At 42.7% G+C, this 19,533-nt stretch carries 20 protein-coding genes; 13 read left to right on the forward strand and 7 right to left on the reverse strand.

Annotation, left to right across the window (positions count from 1 at the left end; genetic code table 11):
* Positions 1 to 90: 90 nt before the first annotated feature.
* The 6 genes from AB6E30_RS14045 to AB6E30_RS14070 all read right to left on the reverse strand — a co-directional run bounded on the left by AB6E30_RS14045 (position 91) and on the right by AB6E30_RS14070 (position 4,955).
* A complete protein-coding gene (locus tag AB6E30_RS14045) occupies positions 91 to 873 on the reverse strand; it encodes a heme ABC transporter ATP-binding protein (protein ID WP_372103983.1) in 783 nt (260 codons plus the stop codon).
* Positions 873 to 1,910 carry a FecCD family ABC transporter permease gene (locus AB6E30_RS14050; protein ID WP_372103986.1) on the reverse strand — a complete coding sequence of 346 codons (1,038 nt, stop codon included), beginning with the start codon at positions 1,908 to 1,910 and terminating at the stop codon, positions 873 to 875. Before AB6E30_RS14050 ends, AB6E30_RS14045 begins: the two co-directional genes overlap by 1 nt.
* A gap of 103 nt (positions 1,911 to 2,013) precedes the next feature.
* The gene (locus AB6E30_RS14055; RefSeq protein WP_017062757.1) at positions 2,014 to 2,901 is read right to left on the reverse strand and encodes a hemin ABC transporter substrate-binding protein; all 888 of its coding nucleotides are present in this window, start codon (positions 2,899 to 2,901) and stop codon (positions 2,014 to 2,016) included.
* 148 nt (positions 2,902 to 3,049) lie between these two features.
* On the reverse strand, positions 3,050 to 3,463 hold the full coding sequence (locus AB6E30_RS14060; protein ID WP_017062756.1) for a biopolymer transporter ExbD: 414 nt from the start codon (positions 3,461 to 3,463) through the stop codon (positions 3,050 to 3,052).
* Positions 3,460 to 4,161: a MotA/TolQ/ExbB proton channel family protein gene (locus AB6E30_RS14065; RefSeq protein WP_065583702.1), complete on the reverse strand. Its 702-nt coding sequence runs from the start codon at positions 4,159 to 4,161 to the stop codon at positions 3,460 to 3,462. Before AB6E30_RS14065 ends, AB6E30_RS14060 begins: the two co-directional genes overlap by 4 nt.
* A gap of 2 nt (positions 4,162 to 4,163) precedes the next feature.
* Complete coding sequence (locus AB6E30_RS14070; protein WP_102321339.1) at positions 4,164 to 4,955, reverse strand: energy transducer TonB; 792 nt, start codon at positions 4,953 to 4,955, stop codon at positions 4,164 to 4,166.
* A gap of 161 nt (positions 4,956 to 5,116) precedes the next feature.
* On the opposite strand from AB6E30_RS14070, the gene hutW reads away from it, so the two are divergent.
* The 4 genes from hutW (at position 5,117) to AB6E30_RS14090 (ending at position 8,456) form a co-directional block, all read left to right on the forward strand.
* Positions 5,117 to 6,526, forward strand: coding sequence for a heme anaerobic degradation radical SAM methyltransferase ChuW/HutW (gene hutW, locus AB6E30_RS14075; protein WP_372103989.1), 1,410 nt, complete (start codon positions 5,117 to 5,119; stop codon positions 6,524 to 6,526).
* A gap of 48 nt (positions 6,527 to 6,574) precedes the next feature.
* Entirely contained in the window at positions 6,575 to 7,096 is a 522-nt protein-coding gene (hutX, locus tag AB6E30_RS14080) for a heme utilization cystosolic carrier protein HutX (protein ID WP_372103992.1), read from the forward strand.
* A gap of 155 nt (positions 7,097 to 7,251) precedes the next feature.
* Positions 7,252 to 7,782 (forward strand): heme utilization protein HutZ, encoded by a 531-nt coding sequence (gene hutZ / locus AB6E30_RS14085; RefSeq protein WP_004731858.1) that lies wholly within the window; start codon positions 7,252 to 7,254, stop codon positions 7,780 to 7,782.
* 113 nt (positions 7,783 to 7,895) lie between these two features.
* Positions 7,896 to 8,456: an ATP:cob(I)alamin adenosyltransferase gene (locus AB6E30_RS14090; protein WP_372103995.1), complete on the forward strand. Its 561-nt coding sequence runs from the start codon at positions 7,896 to 7,898 to the stop codon at positions 8,454 to 8,456.
* A gap of 94 nt (positions 8,457 to 8,550) precedes the next feature.
* Here the strand turns inward: AB6E30_RS14090 and AB6E30_RS14095 are convergent, their stop codons facing one another.
* Entirely contained in the window at positions 8,551 to 9,465 is a 915-nt protein-coding gene (locus tag AB6E30_RS14095; protein WP_017062751.1) for a chemotaxis protein, read from the reverse strand.
* Positions 9,466 to 9,635: 170 nt separating this feature from the next.
* On the opposite strand from AB6E30_RS14095, the gene ppiC reads away from it, so the two are divergent.
* The 9 genes from ppiC (at position 9,636) to AB6E30_RS14140 (ending at position 19,511) form a co-directional block, all read left to right on the forward strand.
* Positions 9,636 to 9,956: a peptidylprolyl isomerase PpiC gene (ppiC, locus tag AB6E30_RS14100; protein WP_372103997.1), complete on the forward strand. Its 321-nt coding sequence runs from the start codon at positions 9,636 to 9,638 to the stop codon at positions 9,954 to 9,956.
* Between the two features lie 138 nt (positions 9,957 to 10,094).
* The gene (locus AB6E30_RS14105) at positions 10,095 to 11,621 is read left to right on the forward strand and encodes a recombinase family protein (RefSeq protein WP_372104000.1); all 1,527 of its coding nucleotides are present in this window, start codon (positions 10,095 to 10,097) and stop codon (positions 11,619 to 11,621) included.
* Positions 11,622 to 11,825: 204 nt separating this feature from the next.
* On the forward strand, positions 11,826 to 12,821 hold the full coding sequence (locus tag AB6E30_RS14110) for a hypothetical protein (RefSeq protein ID WP_372104003.1): 996 nt from the start codon (positions 11,826 to 11,828) through the stop codon (positions 12,819 to 12,821).
* Between the two features lie 353 nt (positions 12,822 to 13,174).
* On the forward strand, positions 13,175 to 14,626 hold the full coding sequence (locus AB6E30_RS14115) for a hypothetical protein (RefSeq protein WP_372104005.1): 1,452 nt from the start codon (positions 13,175 to 13,177) through the stop codon (positions 14,624 to 14,626).
* A gap of 851 nt (positions 14,627 to 15,477) precedes the next feature.
* Entirely contained in the window at positions 15,478 to 17,322 is a 1,845-nt protein-coding gene (locus AB6E30_RS14120) for a helicase-related protein (protein ID WP_372104008.1), read from the forward strand.
* Between the two features lie 132 nt (positions 17,323 to 17,454).
* Positions 17,455 to 18,039, forward strand: a complete 585-nt coding sequence (locus tag AB6E30_RS14125; RefSeq protein ID WP_372104010.1) for a recombinase family protein — start codon at positions 17,455 to 17,457, stop codon at positions 18,037 to 18,039.
* Positions 18,040 to 18,314: 275 nt separating this feature from the next.
* Entirely contained in the window at positions 18,315 to 18,599 is a 285-nt protein-coding gene (locus tag AB6E30_RS14130; RefSeq protein ID WP_372104012.1) for a hypothetical protein, read from the forward strand.
* The gene (locus AB6E30_RS14135) at positions 18,589 to 19,293 is read left to right on the forward strand and encodes a hypothetical protein (protein WP_372104015.1); all 705 of its coding nucleotides are present in this window, start codon (positions 18,589 to 18,591) and stop codon (positions 19,291 to 19,293) included. Before AB6E30_RS14130 ends, AB6E30_RS14135 begins: the two co-directional genes overlap by 11 nt.
* Positions 19,293 to 19,511, forward strand: coding sequence for a hypothetical protein (locus AB6E30_RS14140; protein ID WP_372104017.1), 219 nt, complete (start codon positions 19,293 to 19,295; stop codon positions 19,509 to 19,511). The genes AB6E30_RS14135 and AB6E30_RS14140 overlap by 1 nt, the downstream gene beginning before the upstream one ends.
* The last annotated feature ends 22 nt before the right edge of the window (positions 19,512 to 19,533 follow it).

The raw sequence follows: 19,533 nt of genomic DNA on the forward strand, positions 1-19,533 counted from the left end.
CCAATAAAAAGCCCCGAACAAATCGAGGCTTAGGATTATGTCATTGTTATCAAGAACGAATACTCAAAACGAGTCGCTCCTTAATCGGACTTATTGTGCGGGGTGAACCTGAGGGAAGCTCATGGTTGGGTGTTTTTCTACGATACTTTTGTAACCATACACATCTTCTATCATCGAAGGTTTCAGTGCATCCCAAGGCTTGCCATCACACACCAAATTGCCATCTTTCAATACCACCAATCGATCGGAATACTGCGCGGCTAAGTTGAGATCATGCAAAACCACGATAACCGCGGCATTGTGGTTATCGGCTAATTCTCTCGCAATCTTTAAGGTGTTGTGCTGGTGGGCAAGATCCAGTGCTGATGTGGGTTCATCAAGCATCAAGATACATTGGTCACCAGAATAGTGAAGCTGGGTTAGCACTCGAGCCAAATGAACACGCTGTTTTTCACCGCCGGATAGCGAAGGGTAGAGCCTTTCACTCAGGTGAGTCACATCGGCAACATCCATTTTTTGACTAGCGATGTTGGTGAGGTTCTTGTTGGACTCTTGCAGAGGAATACCACCAAGCTCGACAACTTCATGTGCCAAAAATGGGAAGGTCAACGTACTGTGCTGAGGTAGCATAGCCAGATGCTTCGCCAATTTTTGAGAAGGCCACTTGTCTTTGGTGTGTCCAAAATATTGGATATCGCCGTTGCTTGATATCTCTTGGCACAAGGCTTTAAGTAACGTGCTTTTCCCTGCGCCATTTGGCCCAAGCAGTGTGGTTACCTTTCCAGCCTCAATCTCAATAGAAACGCCATCTAATATCACTTTGCTGCCGAACTTCACTTCGATATCGGTCGCTTTTAACGCTGAAGGAAACATTAAAGGATTCTCCCTTTCTGTTGAAATAGTAGATACAAGAAGAAGGGGGCACCGATAATCGCAGTGACAATACCTACAGGTAGCTCTGCCGGAGCAAGTACCACACGTGAGAACATGTCTGCGGCGGTTAGCAGCAGTGCGCCTAGTACCGCTGATAGTGGCAACAGAGCTCGGTGGTCAGGGCCTGCCAACATGCGACCTAAATGTGGGATAACCAATCCAATAAAACCAATCATGCCAGACAGGCTAACTGTGATACCAACGCCCGCAGCCGTCAGTAGAATCAGCTTTCGTTTCAGCTTTTGAACTGGGATACCAAGGTGTTGCGCTTCTGACTCGCCCAGTAATAGAGCATTTAGAGACATCGCTTGGCGGTAGAAAACAACAAACAAGCCAACGAGCGTGACAGCTGCCAGCAAAATGCCTGACCACTTAGCGCCCGCCAATGAACCCATCGACCACAATGAAAGATCGCGCAGCATTTGGTCATCAGCAATGAAATTCAAGAAGCCAATACCTGCGCCAGAGAGCGCACTGATCGCCACACCCGCCAATAACATGATGGTGACAGAGGTGCCGAATTTACCTGTACCCAGCTTATACACCAGCAGCGTGGTTAAAGCGCCGCCAAGAAAAGCGAACACAGGAACCGCAGCAAAGTTCATGAAAGCAGGGTATTGAAGCGATAGCTCAGAGAACAAAACGATAGCCAGTGCAGCACCTAATGCTGCGCCCGCAGACACACCTATGATGCCAGGTTCTGCAAGTGGGTTTCGAAACAAACCCTGCATCACTGCACCACATAACGCGAGAATCGCACCAATCAACATACACAAAATGGTTCTAGGTAAGCGAATCTCTTGAATCACCAAGTTGATGTGGGGTGCTAAGTCATTGTTTGGCTGAAGTAAGCTCGCTGCGCTGTCAGCCAAGCTAATGTTCATTGGCCCAACGGTGATTGAAAACAGTGCGACGAAGACTAGGGTAGCACCTAGGCCTAACATCGATGTTTTCAGTGGGACGGAGCGTAACAACATAAAGGGCCTCAATATCTATCGCTAACTTCGACCTCCTTCAACAACAGCGTGAGTCAGTTGGTGAGGGAAGCGAATTAGCGATAGCAGAAATAGGGTGGTTGAGTTATAGCGGGTAGATAAGTGCGTTTAGACGCTTTGCTTCAGAGAGGCTTTCTAGGCCAAGTCCGCCAACCAAAGCACTGCCATTTACGGTAATGATTTGCTTGTTCATACCTGCAGGCGTTGCCGCTAGCATAGGCAGTGATTTCAGGATGGCATCTGCGCCGCCCATTTTTTGATAACTACGGCCGCTTACTAAAATGACATCAGGTTGCATCTCAACGAGTGATTCCATTGAAAGTGGCTTGTAAGACGTTAAGCTCTGAGCGGCAGGGTTGATACCGCCAGCTAACTCGATGATTGCGTTTGGTGATGTTTCACCGCCAGCAACGTTGGCAGGGCGACCTTCATGCAGCAACAGGAATAGAACTTTCTTCGCTTCGTTGCTTGGTACTTGGTTCGCTTTCAGTGCTGCGATCTTTTGATTCACATCGGTTTTCACTTGCTGCGAGTGGTCTTCGGTATGGGTGATCTTTGCGATTTGGTCGATACGCTTTAATAGCCCTTCCACGTTTGCTTCAGTGTTAACAATCTCTACATCGACGCCTGCCGATTTTAATTGAGAGATAGCGTTGTCTGGTCCCATTTCATCCGAGCCAATCAATGTGGTTGGCTCTAGGGCGAGTAGACCTTCAGCAGACAGGTTTCGGTGATAACCAATCTTTGGCAGGTTTTCTCCTTGAGGGAAGTGGCTGGTCACATCAATCGCGACTAACTGCTCTTCGGCACCTAATGCCAAAACCAATTCAGTAACGGCACTACCAGCACTGATGATTCGAGGTTGTTCAGCGTCGTTGGCCATTGCGGGTGCGCTAAGTGCCAGGCTGATTGCAGCTAATGAAAGAAGAGGTGTCTTGGTCTTTAATTTATTGAGCACGTTTAAGTTGTTCATAATAAGTTCTTTATATTTTCTTTTTGTATCGCGAAGATACTCAGTGAGCAGTCCGTTCGCATTGTGAGTTCGAATCGATAGAGAGGCTTAGTCTGCTTGTTTAGTTTTATCAACCAGAAGCCAAACCTCGTGAAAATTGAGTGTCGCTCTAGCCATCGTCCGTGAGCAATTGAGTCGCTGGTATTCCGTTTTCTTGAAGGAATGAAAGCAACTTCACTAGGTTCTCCACGTTAGCGGCTTTATCTGCGCCAATGATGATCGGTTTTTTATCCGTTGAACCAGTCTCTTCTAACAGCGCAATCTTGAAGTTTTCCCAGTCGATGTATTCTTGGCCGTTAATTGCCCAGTAGGGTTCGCGGTCTAAAATATTGACGCTAATTGAATCCTTGTGGACTTCAGAAACGTTTTTAACATCCGAGCTTGGCAGCTCAACTTCTAGCGATTCCAGCTTTACCGATGCCGTAAGCAATAGAAAAACCATCACGATAAAAATGATGTCGAGCAGCGGTGTTAAGTCTGGCGCTAGGCTCTGTGTGTGAGATGAGTGGGGCGTTTTAATCATGCTTGGCTCACATCACCGATAGAGGTTTTGTTGATAGGCTTACCTTGAGTATCATCAGACTGATTGGTTTGAATCGACATGCCTTCTAGCCACACATTCACATAGTTCAATGTATGCTCCAATTGAGCCAGCACTCGATCGGCCCATAGCCCTAGTAGCTGAGCACCAGAAATAGCAGGAAGCGCAATCATCAAACCTGCTGCTGTGGTTCGCATTGCTAATCCAAGACCGTCTGCCAAATCATTAGGCGTGATGCTGCCTGTTGTCGCGGCAACGCCTTTAAACATCTCAATAAGACCAAGTACCGTACCAAGCAAGCCGATGAGTGGGCTGATCACGCCGATCAAACCAAGCAGTCTTAAACCTGCATGAAGCTGGTGGCGTTTTTCTTGTAGCCAGATCCCAGCGGCATCTTCACGTAACCCTTTTGAGAAAGAGTGGTGAGCAAGCAACATTGACACGCCCTTGTACAAGAGCGGGCGTTTACCTGAAATCGACTGAGCAAGCGCTTCAATCTCTTTGCTGTTGGTTGGTGAGGTTTGGTTTAACTCGCGACGAATGGCACGTTTGCCCACACCAATGCTGAGCATGACTTGGAAGACACGTTCAGCGATGATCATTGCTGTTAATGCTGAGCAGATAAGAAGAGGCCAAGTCATTAAGCCAAGTTGATCTTGTAAGTAACTGATTTGTTGCATGATTAATCCAACCTAAAACGAACAGGTATTTGTACTCGGTGAGCAATCGCTCGACCATTGACAGTGTGAGGTGAGAATTTCCATTGTTTAATGGCATCTAATGCGGCGTTATCGAGCATTAGCGCGCCTGATGAATTTACTAATGCTTGTTTAATTTGTTTGCCTTCAGCGTCTAGCCAGATCTCATAAGTCGCGACACCTTCAACGCCACGACGTCTTGCTTGGCGAGGGTAATTCGGTGGGGTAGGACGCGCAGAGAACGAAGGCTTAGTGACTAAAACCGGCTCTTGGTTTGATACGCCTTGGTTTACTTCCTGAGACTGGTTGGCAGATTCGTCCATATTCTTATCGACTTTCTTGTCGGCCAGTTTCTCTGGTTGAGTGGCTGGCTCTGGGCGTTCTTTCTTCACCACCTTTTTCTCAGTCACTGGTTTCTTTTGAACAGGCTTTTTCTCGACAACCTTCTTTTCAATCACTTTTTTCTCAACTTTCTTTGGTTGAGGTTTATTGGTGATCGCTTTTTTCTTTGGGGTTGGCTTAGTTTGCTTTGGCTCAACCGTTTTTGGTTCGGCTTGTGAGACGGTTTCTTTTATTGGCTCAGGTTTAACTGGCTCTGTGATTGTTTTTTGCTGAGCTTGTGAAGGAACGCTCTTCGGAGTGAAGTTGATCGATACCGTGTTCGATTGGCTACCTGCAGGCATCGCAAATACTTTGGATTCTTGAGCGACAAACAACAACGCGGCATGAATCACTAACGATGCACCGCCTGCAATAACATATCTAGGAACGTTCACAATCAATCCTTTACCAAATCAAAATTCTGTATCGGATTATTGCTTAGAATCTAAATAAGATCAATTATCAATTGCATTATCATTTACGTGTATTTATGATTCTCTCAGTTTTTAGCGAATAGTCTTCCAGACTTTGCTATGTAAGTGTTTAGAGAGATTATATGAGTCTTAATATTTATAAATTTGACGAATCAATCTTGGGCGTTTCTAGCCCTGATCCGCTTCGTTTTGCGTTTGCGAAAAAGCATTCTGCACACGCCGGAGGAAGTTCAATTCCGGTCGACCCCAGTAAGAAGTTAGAACTCTTTGACGAACTGATGCTGAGTGAAGGGAAAAAACAGGATAAGCGTTGCTTGTATATCCACATTCCTTTCTGTCGTGTGCGTTGTACGTTCTGCAATTTCTTCCAAAATGCCGCAAGCCGTAAATTAGTGGATGAGTATTTCGATGCACTGATGGTCGAGCTAAAGCAGAAAGCCAAAACACCTTGGGCTCAGTCTGGACTATTTCACGCCGTCTATATTGGTGGCGGAACTCCCACCGATTTGTCGTCTCAACAAGTTGAGCAGCTGGGTAAAGCGATTCGTCAATATTTCCCACTAGCAAACGATGTTGAGATGACATTGGAAGGGCGCATCAATCGATTTGGTGACGAGATGTTTGATCGTGCGCTTGAAGGTGGCTTCAATCGTTTCTCGTTCGGTATTCAAAGTTTCAATACTCAGGTTCGACGTAGTGCTAAGCGCCTAGATGACCGAGAGGTTGTGCTAGAACGTATCAGTTCACTAAGCCGCACCGAGCAAGCGCCAATCGTTCTTGATCTGTTATACGGATTACCACACCAATCTATGGAAGTGTTCCAACAAGATTTAGAAGACTACATGTCTACTGGCGCACACGGCATTGACCTCTACCAACTGATTGTTGCGGGCAATGCACTTATGCTTAATCTTGTTGAGAAAGGAAAAATCCCACCGCCTGCGAATACGCCAGATAAGGCAAGCATGTATTTGGCGGGTGTGGAGTTCATGGCAAAAAATAAGGTCAAGCAACTGAGCGTAAACCACTGGACTCGTGATAACCGCGAACGCAGCATTTACAACAGCTTAGCGAAAACTTATGCCGAAGTTCTACCCATTGGTTGTGGCGCTGGTGGCAACATCGGCGGTCATGGTGTGATGCAGCATCGAACTTTAGACAGCTACATGGAGTCTATAAAGCAAGGTCAATTACCTATTGCCATGATGACTAAGCAAAGCTCATTAGAGCCTATCTTCTCAACATTAAAGGCAGGTTTCGATTCTGGTGTTGTTAGAAGAAGTACGCTACCGAGATTTATGGGGCAAGATACGTTCGACTACCTCAAGCCTTTGTTCGCGCATTGGGAAAAGAACGGTTTAGTTGAGCTTTCGGAAGATTATCTGAGCCTGACTATTGCTGGCAGCTTTTGGGCGGTAAGCCTAGCGCAGAGTGTGATTCAAGTGCTTAACGCTGAATACCAAGCTATGCACCCAGCGCCTAAAGCGTCAGGTTCGGGCGTACACCCGCATGCAAGTTTGAAGCACGCTTAATATCGAATTTTTAGTTTATAACTTACTCGTTTATACGGAACATATTCAATGACAGATACAACATTAGAAATGACAGAAACTCTAGAACAACGCGTAGCTCTAATTTTAGAAGAAGAGCCAAAACTACTGCCAACAGCAATTGCTGAGAAGCTAGGTGTTTCAGAGGTTGAAGTGGTTGCTGCTTTTCCAAACGACATGGCGGTAATGCTAGATGGCAGCCGTGCTCAAGAGATTCTAGAAGGTTTAGTGGGTTGGGGGCCTGTGACCACTATCGTGCATTCATTTGGTTCTATCTTTGAAGTAAAAGCGCCATTCCCGAAAGGTAAGGTAGCGCGTGGTTACTACAACCTAATGGGCGAAGAGGGCGAGCTTCATGGTCACCTTAAACTTGATAACGTTAAACATATCGGTTTGGTGAGCAAGGCGTTCATGGGTCGTGAAAGTCATTACTTCGGCTTCTTCAGTGAAACCGGTGAGAACATTTTTAAGATTTACCTAGGCCGCAACGAAAAGCGTGAGCTTATTGCCGACCAAGTAGAACGCTTCAAAGCGTTAAAAGAACAAGCTTAAGTACAGGCAATAGTAAATAATCAGCAGCAATCTGACATAGGGTTGCCAACTGGCTTAAACAAGACATCAATGCTCGAGGATCGTTTAGTTCGCTAATGATCGCTCAACCTCGGGCAAAAATAATAAATCAGAGAAAGTGAAGAAAGGAATTACCCATGGAACAGCAAGTAAAACAAGAACGTCTACAAGGTCGCCTAGGTCCAGAAATCAAAGAGTTTCGCCAAGAGCGCCGTACCCTTCAACTTGCAACGGTTGATGAAGAAGGTCGCCCGAACGTAAGTTACGCACCTTTCGTTCAGAACCAAGAAGGTTACTTTGTTCTAATTTCTGATATTGCTCGTCATGCTCGTAACTTGAAAGCGAACCCTCAAGTCTCTTTGATGATGATTGAAGACGAAGAGAGCTCGAAGCAACTTTACGCACGTAAACGTTTAACGTTTGATGCTCAAGCAAGTGTTGTGGAGCGTGAAACAGAGCTTTGGACTCAAGTGATTGGCCAGATGCAAGAGCGTTTTGGTGAAATCATTGATGGTTTGAGCCAACTTCAAGACTTCTCTCTATTCAACCTTAAAGCAGAGAACGGCCTATTCGTTAAAGGCTTTGGTCAAGCATACCAAGTGTCAGGCGACGATCTGGTGGATTTCGTTCACCTACAAGAAGGCCACAAAAAAGTGTCTAACGAATAATCTCGTTTAACCGATTTCTTCAGGAGCCCTCCAATGTGAGGGCTTTTTTATGTCTAAATCAAAGAGTTTGGTATATTGGCGTTTGATGATTATTTATGTGTAAGGATCGGTACGTGAAACCAGTAAGTCGAGATTGGGACGAGTTTTGTTATCCGTTTATCTATGAAGACAGTCCTATCTGTGATTTTGAGATTTTGTCGGATGAACTTTGTTGCCGAGTTGGATTGGTGTTGTCTTTAGAGCTAGAGCCTCAGGTTCGTGAGATCCTGCAACGCTTGCAGCCAAACATCTACCATTTGAATGGCTCTGTGCGCGGTAAGCTTGCCATCACCGAGTCTGAATTGGTCGAGCTCAAGCAAGACTATCATCGTATCCGCGATCAGCTAGAAGGTGGTTTTAAAGGTTTTGTCTTACCCGGTGGACACCGAGTATCTAGTGAACTTCACTTGTGTCGTTGTCAGGCTAAAAAGGTCGTGCGATCGCTGGTCAGTATTGAACATCATGAAAGCAAAAAGTCGCCAGCCCCGATTCTTTTTAAATACGCAAACCTAGTGGCGAACACTCTCTATGCATTGGCCTCTTTTACCAATCATGTGAATGAAGTCGAGGAAGTGGAATTTGTGAGTAAGAGCTACTCTATGCCGAAAAAGTCTATGCCAGAAAACAAAGACTAACGGTTAGCTCTATTCTTATTAAGATTTGAAGAAAGAAGAGACTAAGAAGCTAAACCATTGAGCACTATGCCAGGTTTAGCTTCTATAACAGAGCCTAAGCAGCCGTAGAGGCGCCGTTTAAGACTTTTGCGCCGCGTAGCATAGCTTCGATTAATTCACCCGCGTTGAACTTCTCAAGCGCTTCATGCGCCCCCACCTGATTAGCACGGTCGACACAGATCTCACTGGACAGTGAGGTATGCAAAATACAGTAAGCGTGACTTAAAGCGCTGTCGTTTTGCACTTCAAATGCAAGCTCATAACCATCTAATCCCGGCATCTCGATATCACTCACCAGAAGATCAATGGCATTGCCAGCGCTGGCTTGGCGTCGCATTAGGTCGATGGCATCTAAGCCGTTGTTACATATGCTGTAAGGGATGTTGATGCTGTCTAAGGCATCAGATAACTGTTTACGTGCAATCAAAGAGTCATCCACTAATAAGATGTTCAATGCTTTGAGGCGTTCCCTCTCTACATCGGTCAGCATCGGGATATGAGCATTCTCATAAGCTGGGTAGATCTTAGAAAGCAGCAGTTCCACATCGAGCATTTGCACAATACGGTCTTCAAAACGTGTAATACCCGTTACAAACACATTGCGACCCACACTGGTGGGTGGAGATTCAATGCTCTTCCAGTCGCATTCAATGATTTTATCAATTGAACGAACCAAGAACGCCACAACTGTTCTCAAACAGTCAGTAACGATGAGTACACAATCTTGGTATTCAGCGGGTGTTATCGGACGGAAGCCAATCGCAGCGGACATATCAATCACAGGAACTGTAAGGTCGCGGATAGTCACTGTACCAATCACGTGATGATGGGAGTAGGGGATCTGAGTCATCGGCTGAAAAGGGACGATTTCTCTGACCTTAAGCGTGCCAATCGCAAAACTTTGAGTGAGGGACAACTTGAACATCAACATTCCCTGTGACTGACTCGCTTTACTGATCGGTTTGGCCATAAGTGGCTCCTACTTAATACGCGCTTAATTTATAAGGATTAATTTAAAGGGAAATGGAAGCCGCAGCAAGTCGCGATGCGGTTTTTAATGGCCTTTAAGGCAGTTGTTTTCGGTTATAGAGTGAAGAATAGCGGTTCTTGGGTTAAAATCACGCTAAATACTCGCTGTCGATGGTTAGTCGACAAGCAGACAGCAACAAACTGAGAATTATCATGGCAAGAACAGCAGCAGCGCTTCATATTCTGGTGAAGCATAAAGAACTAGCAGAAGACATCATGACGCAGCTTAAAAAGGGCGCTAAATTTCAAACGCTAGCGAAGAAACATTCAACCTGTCCATCTGGTAAAAAGGGCGGCGACCTAGGTGAGTTCAAAAAAGGTCAAATGGTGCCTCAGTTTGATAAGGTTTGTTTCTCTGGCGAGACGCTTGTACCACACCTTGTGAAAACAAAATTTGGCTGGCACGTCGTGAAAGTGCTTTGGCGAAACTAACATACTTTTATTTGTGTGTTTATCATCCAAAACCCTTGCGTATGCGAGGGTTTTTGCTTTCTGTATGCAAGTTTCGTTGATAGTGCTTTCTACTCAATATAGTGTGTTACACAACACCAGTACTAAGGCTAATCTCACATGAAAAAAGCACTTTTATATGTCCGTTTCTCCACTGCAAAACAAGAGCTTGGCGACAGTGTTGAACGACAGACGGAAAAGGCAGAAAGTTGGTGTAAGGATAACAATGTCGAATTGCTTGATAATCGATTTCACGACTTGGGTGTATCTGCATTCAAGGAGGGAGGCAAACGTCCTGCTTTAGCTGATTTAATCGATGTCATAGAAACTGGAAAATTAAGTGTCGATTACTGCTTATTTGAAAACGCAGACCGCCTTACACGTCGTGGTTATGCTCATGCGCTAGAGTTAGTGAACAAATTGGTTGGCTTAGGTGTAAGTCTCATTATTTTAGATGGGCGTTATGTTTACGACAAATCGACGATGGGAAATGGTCTTACTCCAATACTCCCTTTGTTGTTTGATGCTGACCGTGCCTACAATGAATCTTTGCGTAAATCGAATCTAATCAAAAGCGCAAAAGCTAAAGTTGTCGATGGCAATATCATCAAAGGGAAATTGCCTTTTTGGGTTTCACTAGAAAATGATGTGCCAGTTCTGAATGATAAAGCACAGTATGCCGAGCTTATGTTGTCTGGAAAGCTAAAGGGACAGTCAAATCAATCAGTAGCAAAACAGCTTAATGCTATGAATCCCAAAGGATTATCAGGTAAAGGCTGGGGTGGTTCGATAGTACGTCAGACTATAAAGAATCACGCTCTATACGGGGCAAAGGTTTATTACAGCACTGGCGAGGATGGTAGGACATTAACACCGATTAAAAAAGTGCCTGATATGTTCCCTGCATTAGTAGATTTTGATGTTTGGGAAAGCTTACAACAGAGGCGTAAAGGTCGAACGTCGAAAAAGAGTGCATTCACTGGATTAATGAAGTGTGGTCATTGTGGTTCTGGTATGGTTCAGCGAACTAATACCTACAAAGGTAAGAAGCTAATGTATCGCAAGTGTATTGGTGCTACGGAAGGCCGATGTCATAACGTTCATCTAATTAGAGAGCCTGACGTTATCTTAAACAAAATGCTGTCTAGTATGACGTACACAGTATCTCAAGATTACAAGAGTCAAACGCCAGAGCTACTAGCGGCATTAGAATTTGAAAAAGAGCTACTGATTGACGCTCGACAGAACAGAGACTTAAAGGCTGCTAAAAGGGCTAATGCTGAGATTAGTAAGTTAGAAATTCAGTTGGATGAATCTAGAGAGAATGATGAAAAGCAATCGTCAGAAGTCGAAGTTGAGTATAAAAGCATTTTCGATTTGCCAACTGAGCCAGAGCAAAACACCATGTTCAAGAAGCTGATTGATAAGGTTGAGGTTCTGTTTTTGCGCAAATACGGTAAAACGGGTGCTGTCTTTAAACTAACTTGTATTCAAGCTAATGGTCATAAAATTATACGAACATTAGAGCAACGACATGGCTTTGGTAACTATAGATTGATGGGGACTCATGATAGTGAGAAGTTGCTTAACGAGATAAAAGCAATGGAGGTGGGGTCTCATGAAGACTATGAATTTTATGATGACTAAATACAGCTGCGATTGTCGAAGTTTCCACTCGTAACGGACTCGTAAACGCATAAGGGCGAATCTCTTAGATGAGGTTCGCCCTTTCATATCATATGTACAAAGTGTTAAAGGGCTCACGGAAAAGGGCAACTTGTTTGATTGAGTCTGGCTAACTGATTACAGTTATTAACAGTCAGATATCAAATGTAACTATATGAGAAATAAATGAAAAATAAAATATTCATCATGGCAATGTTAGCTGCATCTTCTTGTAGTGCTTTTGCAGAAACTAGAACACAAACCATCTTATACAACAGTACCAATGCGAAAATGACCCATTTAGTAATAAAGGATAAGTTTACGCAAAAAGTAGCAGTAGACTCTATAAGTTTACTTTTGGGATACGATACCAATACGTCAAACACTATCAGAATATTTTGCACCCGCGAAAATGATAATTTATCAGGCGCATTTAAGATTAAAGTTGAAAGTCGTAATCTGGAAGATAAAAGAATCAAATTTGATGGCGAAGATGTGGTTAATGCGGCTTCCGAAATTCACTATAATCAGGATGGATTTTTGGATAAATTGAAGTCTCATAACAGCTATGAAATCCTTCATTATGGAGAACTTAAAAAAGTTAGTTTGGCGGGTTCCACGAAATTAATTGAAAAATGTACTAATCATATAAAAATCAGCGAATCGGCTTATAGAAAGGCTGAAGAAATTCTAGACAGTAATAATGCAGAACTTGAGCGAAATGCACCACAGGATGTCAGAATAGTGTTGGCGGAAAAGAAAAAAGAGAGACTAGCGACTCGCCAGAACGAACTAGTTAATCTTCCTATTGCTCCTCTTGAAGCAGAAGAAGAGGGTGGCGGTTTATTCAAAAAGAAGAGTCTATCAATTAGAGTTGCAGGAAGAAGTGAGGTTATGACTCATTCTCTACAGGCGAATGATATTAGGCTTTATGTCGGTGATTATCAGGTGTTTAGGTATGAATTTCATCATGGGAAGGAATACAAGTATCCTGTGGAAAATATAATTAAGATTAGACTAGATGGTGACTCTTTTTATAGCAGCACGGATAATGAAGGGCTAGTAACGTCATCTAAAGGTAAAAATCCTTATTATGTTCTTTCGGCTGACGGCGAGGTATTCGCATTCCCTCTAGAGGAGGTAATTAAAAAAATCAAAAAGTTCAGTGGAATTGACGTTTAATATTTGAGTGAAAATGGTTTTTAAAGGGCGAGCCTCAAGTGAGGTTCGCCCTTTCTTATGCTAAGGCGCATATAAAACACATTGTTTATAGCCCTGATTTTCGATGTTACAATGGTCATAATCTTACGATATAAATACACACAGAGTTGTTAGAGGTGCTTTCCTAGCACCAAATACGGGTTTATCGCTCACTGATTTGCAGAGACGTGAGCACCTCTAACAATTTTAATAAACCGACTGCAAATCGGTCTTTTCAAAACTCCTGTATTTTCAAATACCCAAATTTTTAAAAGATTTTCTAATCACCCTTATCTGGTGATGGTTTTTGCACGTCTAAAGAAAAGGAAATCAAGATGAAAAATAAGCTATATATTCACGAACATCCACCAGGCTCGGGCAAGACTTTTGCAATGACAGACCTGATTAAACAATCAGATTGTCGTGTAGTGTTCGCTGTACCGACTTTGAAACTAGTCTATGAGATTAAGAACTTATTAGATGATTGCATGGTGATAACCAACGAGATACCACCAAGAGGGCAATCGGTCAGTGAGTACCTATTTCATAACAAAGACTGCATAGATGAATCTAGAGTGATTTTAACAACTCATAGTAGTTTGTTGCGTCATACCGAATACTTCGGCGACCGTACACTTATCATAGATGAACTACCGCTAGAGATTTTACAGTTCAAATCAATCTGGACGAGTCAGGCAGATGCATCATTCCTTGACCTGATTATGAGTAGTCGTGAGCAAGTAGAGAAACGATTGGCTGAATATAAACAAGGCTCTAGTGAACTGTCAGACGAGAAAGCAGAACTGCTAGATGCTTACCTTTCTAGTGAGTTCGCATTAGAACGCAGTCAAGGTAAAGAGAAAGTGGGTTATCACTATGCATACTATGTTGACCCTAAGAAATTCGAGAGTTTTTCACAAATCCACTTAATGGCAGCGACGGTAAAAGACACTATCCCATATCTATATTTTACAAAGATGTGCGGATATGAGGCAGGTACGTCGTGTGATGATGAATTTCTAGTTCGTGGTAACCAAATGGACAATAAGGTAACTATCTACCCGCTAGCGGTCTATTGTGATTCAGAGCGCGACTTCATTAGTCGCGAGGTACTAGAAAAGCATTTCGATTCTATGGTTGATATCGTACAAAAGAATGTTGATGACGATATCATAACCATTACTAACAAAGAGCGACAGAAAGCACTCAGAGAACCTCTAGAGCTTATCCCGACTAAAGCACATGGTCTTAACGCATATAAGCACAAAACAACGGCAGCGGTCATTTACAGCGCGAATCCTAACCCTTATCAAATCCCGTTTATGGAAAAATGTAGTCAAGCATTAGGGTATGACAAAAGCTATTTGACTGATGCATACGTGAATCAGAACGTGTTAGACGTGGTTTACCAAGCAGTGACTAGAACCTGCATCAGAGTTCCAGATGATAAGAGAGATTGCGTGTTCTTCGTACCAGACATGAGGGCAGCTAACTTTCTAATAGAAAGACTACCTAATGCAAGTATTGACCAATCAAAAGCTATTCAGTTATTTGATGAGATTGGAGCACCCAAAGGCAATACAAATGCGAAAGGTAAAGGCTGTCCCGTGATTAAAACACTAGGCGGATGCAGAAAGAAAGCGGGACGACTGGTTAAGAAATTCGAGAATGCAAATGGATTTAAACCTGATGCGAATGAACCTAAACACATGCTTAGGCTTAAAAAAGCTTTAGCAATGGGACGAGTACCGAAAGACTTTAGCTTTGATGTGAGTGAACTCGCTTAAGCGATAATTAAAAGTGTCCCAAACAATCCTATAAAGTACTTATAAGAGTTGAATTGGACACTTTCTTGTATGCAGTATTAGCAAGCTGACCGCTTGCACTCAATCACCGACGGGGCATCGGCTCAATCGTCATCACGTTTAAAGGACTTCATTCAATGTGATTTCACACACTACGTCGCGTAGCGACAGCATGAGCGCAGCGAATGCACAATCACATACCAACGTGAGTATTACGTTTAATCTCATATGCAGTGTTTAACACGCTACGCGTGTACGACTGGCGTCGTACTGTACTTTCGGCATTCAAACTTAAAGTTCTTCTATATAGTAACTTTATATTTGAAAACGTAATAAACGTAATCTGATGTAGTTTTACTGATTAATCACGTTGAGCGTAACCAGTCACGCAGTGGCGTGAATGTCCAAATATCGTGGCGAGGCCACTCGATTCGTCCAAACAATTTAATTTTAAAACTTCAGTTAATGAGACTAAACACTGCGTTGAGCGTAGCGAAACAGCGCGTGAGCGCACAATCTCATACTAACGTGACCATTACGTCTATTACATTTTAGCAAGCTAGCTTGCACGGCAAAGCCGTTAAACTTCACTCAATAGCGTTACAGTTAGTGCGTTGTCTGTTTTTGTACTAAAAGCTTAGGTGGAGGTTTAGCACTAACTGTAACACGTTTTGAATGGTCAATTTAAGGTGAATGTTACACGTAGTGTTTTTTGATATTGTGCACTGAAAGTGCTGATTGTGGTTTTTCACTATCTGTAACCATTTTCAGGGGGCTTTTCGTTTGATGTGGTGTTAAAATATTGATTTTAAAATCGAAGTCATGTGAGCGTGATGGAAATAAACCTATCTTCAAGTGAATACCTTTCAGACAAAGCAGATTTAATGCCGTCTTCTAGTGGGTTGTACCTTATAAATGCAGGTACTGGCGTTGGTAAGACATTTTATATGACTAATCAAAGTCACCTTCACAACGATGTCGTCGTTTTTCCTCAAAAGTCGATACTAGTTCAGCAAGAGCTTAAAGCGAAGCAAGAAGGGCGAAGTCTTAATTTGTTGCAGTTGGAGCATTTCATTAGCAAGGGTGTTAATGACTTTATCGCTATGGGCTGTAAGGCGATTCACGTTGATGAAATACAATTAATATATGAGTGTGGTTATCGAGATGTTGCCGTGTCTGGTCTTTATTATCAGTTGAAGCGCTTATCTAAGCACTTTCCCGTATATTGTTATTCAGGGACATACAAGCAACCGTTGTCACCTATTGAGTTTCAATGGGTTGATGTTAATAAAACCCCACCCAAGAGAGAGGTTGTATTATTTCACACCACGGCAAAAAAAGACTCAGATACGCAAAGTCATAATGGCTTCACTAATGAGTTGTTGGTTAATTGCATTAATAATCAATTCAAAGAGTCGGGTAAGCCAGTCTTATTTTTCAATAATAACCATCACCAAAATGAAGAATTAGCAAAAGTATTACTTAAGGAGTTTAACCTCCGTAGTGTCGCAGTTAATAGAGATTCAGTTCGTGACTCTAACCATCCATTCCAAGACCTTGCAAAAAAAGAATTCATTAAAGATATGGAATGTGATGTTGTACTGGCAACAAGTGCGTTAGAAGAGGGCATAAACGTCAATGACAGCGTTTGTGTCATATCTGTTCAGACTGCGGGTGAAAGGTTAGTTCAGCAATTTGGTAGGGCGAGAAATGCGAACTTAGCTACATATGTGCTGATATGTGGTATTGGAGATGGCGAGATTACAGACAGTAAGGCAATGTCAATATCACAAAGTTCAATAGGTGACGGGTTTGATAAAGAGAAATCTAGACAGTCTTATGGAATTGGATATAAAGAAAATGGCATAAAGGTGCAAGAGGTTAGAGATTGCTGTTGCGCTCGCTCAGTTCAGGTTACTAGATTGCAAAGACCAAAGTATGGCCTTCAAGTTATTAAGGAACTAGAGTCTTATGGCTACACCATTGATACGACAAGAATTAATGAGTACGAGAAGCAAGGTGAAGTTAAGCTACCCAAGATAAAGAAGTCACAAATAATTGAGCTACTTAAAACTGAGTGTGCAAATTTGGATGAGTTGATTGAACAGGGTATTGGGCGAGTAGTTATTGATGTTGCAATATCGAGGGCGAAAAGCTTCAAAGAAAAATATGATTCAATTAGCTTGGGGAAGTCGGAGCGTTGGCTAGATGCGTATGAGAATTTGAGTGGCGATGCAATTATATACATGCTTTCAATTAATGATGATGACATCAATAATTTTAGAGGGCCAATAGAAAAAATTAGACAAAGGAAACCACGCTTAACACCAGAGCAATTAGACAAGGTGTCTGATTGGTTTTGGGGTAATTTTAACGCAGATGGTTCTGACTCTTGGTTGGAAGATGGCGCAAACAAGTCTCGCTCAAAGCTCTTTCGTTGGTTAGCAGGCTACAGGCTTGATAAGTCAAATAACGTTTATATTGTTGATGATTCTATTGATGAGTGGTGGCTAGTAAAAGTTGATAGGAAAAAGCAGCAACAGTTATCGAGGCACAAAAAAACACTGAAAGAGAATAATCTTTCAATTGGTGAGATTTGCAATGCGACAAATAATAACCAAAATAAAATTGCACATATGAGTAAAAAACAACTAAGCGAACTCATCGGTTCGATGTAGTGCGACTCGCTCTTCCTATCATCTAACTACAGTCAGACGATAAAATGATAAAGTTTATCAAAACATACAGTTGTGCAGGTTAGATGGTAGCATTATCATGTAACCCTAGTTTTGATAAAAAAGAGTGTCGTGATGAAAAAAGAAAGACCAACCAAATACATTTATGCGCGAGTAAGCACCAAAAACCAAAACTTGCAAACTCAACTTGATTTGCAAGCACATTACCCCGATGCAGAGTTGGTAAGTGAGAAAATTAGCGGTGTTAAGTCAGTTGATGACCGGCCAGAGTTCAGCAAACTAAATGACAAACTCGTTGGTGGTGATTCTGTTATCGTCTACGACTTATCACGACTAGGTAGAAATACAGCAGACTTGCTAAATCTCGTTGATGATTGGAAAAAGCGAGATATTGGCCTAATTGTTCATGATTTGGGTGGTCAGACCGTAGACACCAACACAGCAACGGGCTGTTTGATGTTCACTGTATTAGCGGCAGTCGGACAAATGCAACGTGATATCCAGAGAGAGAAAGCAGCTGCGGGTATGGCAATAGCGGTAGCAGAAGGCAAGATGAAAGGCGGTAGACCTCATAAAACTAAGCAGATAGAACACGCTTTAAAGCTCATAAGCGAGAATGGTCTTACTAAACAAGAGGCAGCAAAGGCAGCAGGAATCGGAGTTGCTACCGTCTATAGAGCACTAAATCAGGACACATAAATACTGATGTGGACGTAGTGAACCCACATACAACCTTTACAGGCATTTTATTTGTGAATTCAGAGCGGCCTTCGGGTCGCTTTTTTTATGTCTGAGAGTCGCAATTTTACGACTGGCAACACCACTAAATAGATTATGTAAGCAATGGGGTATTTGACACACCTAACATTGTGCGGGTTGTTGCGTCTCCCCGTAATTCCGAAATTAGACGCAATAAATTTGAGTTTTCACTGGCCGACCTAATTCGCGGTCAGTGCATTTTTAGGACAAACAAAATGGCAGATAAAGATAAACGCTATTACCGGAGGCACAGAGCTGCAATATTGGAGCGCAGTCGAATTGCAAGTAGGAAATCGGCAGCAAAGAAAAATTTCAATGAGCTATTGGCAGAGTTCGCAACAGCGAAGCAGTTAGAGACTGCAAAATACTTGCATAGCTTATTACCAGAGTTCGGCATTAAAGCTGATTACATGGTATTGCTTTACCGCGAGCACGGACGTAGCAAATCAGAAATGGACTTTAAACAATGGCTGGTGGAGAGATTGAAAAATGCAGATTAAACAAACTAGACCTTCTTTAGTTGCAGGTCATAGCAAGCTTATATTCAAATCATTGGCAGACCTAGAGCGAAAAGACCTCACTAAAGTACTAGGCAGATTCGACGGCAAGGAAACAGCTAGTTTTCTATCCGACGGGTCGCTTGGTCAAAAGTATCTGGCACTACATAACAACGGTGTAGCTATCCATCTTGCTAAAGGCTCAGACGGCAATTATTACCTAACTGATTTGATTGATAACGTTAGTTTCGTTGAGCCGATCGGCTCAACGAAAAAGTACGAACACGTCAATTTCAATGAAAATGCACTAGACGAGAGTATTGGTTATCTACCAAAGGACGACTTTCTAATCCATTTATCGGAGAGTAATGATAGTGATAGTTACATACCTTTAGTGTTCACAACTAATGCACTACAGCACGAATTCACTATTGGGCATATCAGTGGTGATAAGTTCACTTTAGACGATGGTCTACCGCACTTTGACTTTACAGTAAATGAGGTTGAAAACGATGACGGAGAGATAGTCGCTTATGTTGACAATGCGAGTCTGAACGGACGCACATTGCTAGAGCTAACCAACAAGTTTAAAGCACTTGATGTAGACGACGAACCAGTGATTAGTGAATCACAACCAGAACCAGTAGATTGTATGGTTCAAATGGCGCTTAGATACGTTCAAAGGAGCGGAATTTAATGTATTACCTAAGAAACACGATTACAGATACACGGTTTACAATGCAAGGCCAGCGTCCTAAAAGCGGTAAGCACTTAATGCAATACGTATCGCTAGATTGGATTAAGGCAAACACGCCAGAGCTATTACAGAGCGTTCTAGATGATATAGATAGCTACCCAACGCATATGACTGCTGGCATGGTGTTGGACTATGTATTTCAGGTTCAAAGTGTATAGGTTTTAATACCTATGCACTTTT

Origin of the sequence: Vibrio sp. 10N.247.311.12 (genome assembly GCF_041467515.1) — a bacterium.
Classification (GTDB): domain Bacteria; phylum Pseudomonadota; class Gammaproteobacteria; order Enterobacterales; family Vibrionaceae; genus Vibrio; species Vibrio crassostreae_C.